Genomic DNA, 285 nt, shown 5'->3' with positions numbered 1-285 from the left:
AGCCGAGGAAGAACAGGCCCAGCAGCGCGGCGGCGCAGGCCAGCGTCACCGCCACGGTATTGGCGATGCCACGGCAGCGTGTCCGCCGCCGGCATCAGCCCGCCGGTGAAGAACCCTCGTGGATGCCGGCGCGGCTGCCCCACCTGCTGCTCAACGGCACCACCGGCATTGCCGTGGGCATGGCGACCGACGTGCCGCCGCACAACCTCAACGAGGTCGTCAGCGCCTGCGTGCGCCTGCTCGACGACCTGGCGCGCCAGTTCGCGAGCGATCGCCAGGGTGATG

At 71.6% G+C, this 285-nt stretch carries 1 protein-coding gene; it reads left to right on the top strand.

All coding sequences use genetic code 11. From position 1 onward, the window contains the following. Positions 1-285 (top strand): DNA gyrase subunit A (locus tag K6753_RS14575; RefSeq protein ID WP_223677182.1); only part of this gene is annotated, 285 nt, incomplete at both ends.

Source organism: Novilysobacter selenitireducens (assembly GCF_020026895.1).
In the GTDB taxonomy this organism is placed as follows: domain Bacteria; phylum Pseudomonadota; class Gammaproteobacteria; order Xanthomonadales; family Xanthomonadaceae; genus Lysobacter_C; species Lysobacter_C selenitireducens.
Note: the sequence above shows the minus strand (reverse complement) of the source record. Positions and strands in the feature narration are given on the sequence as shown.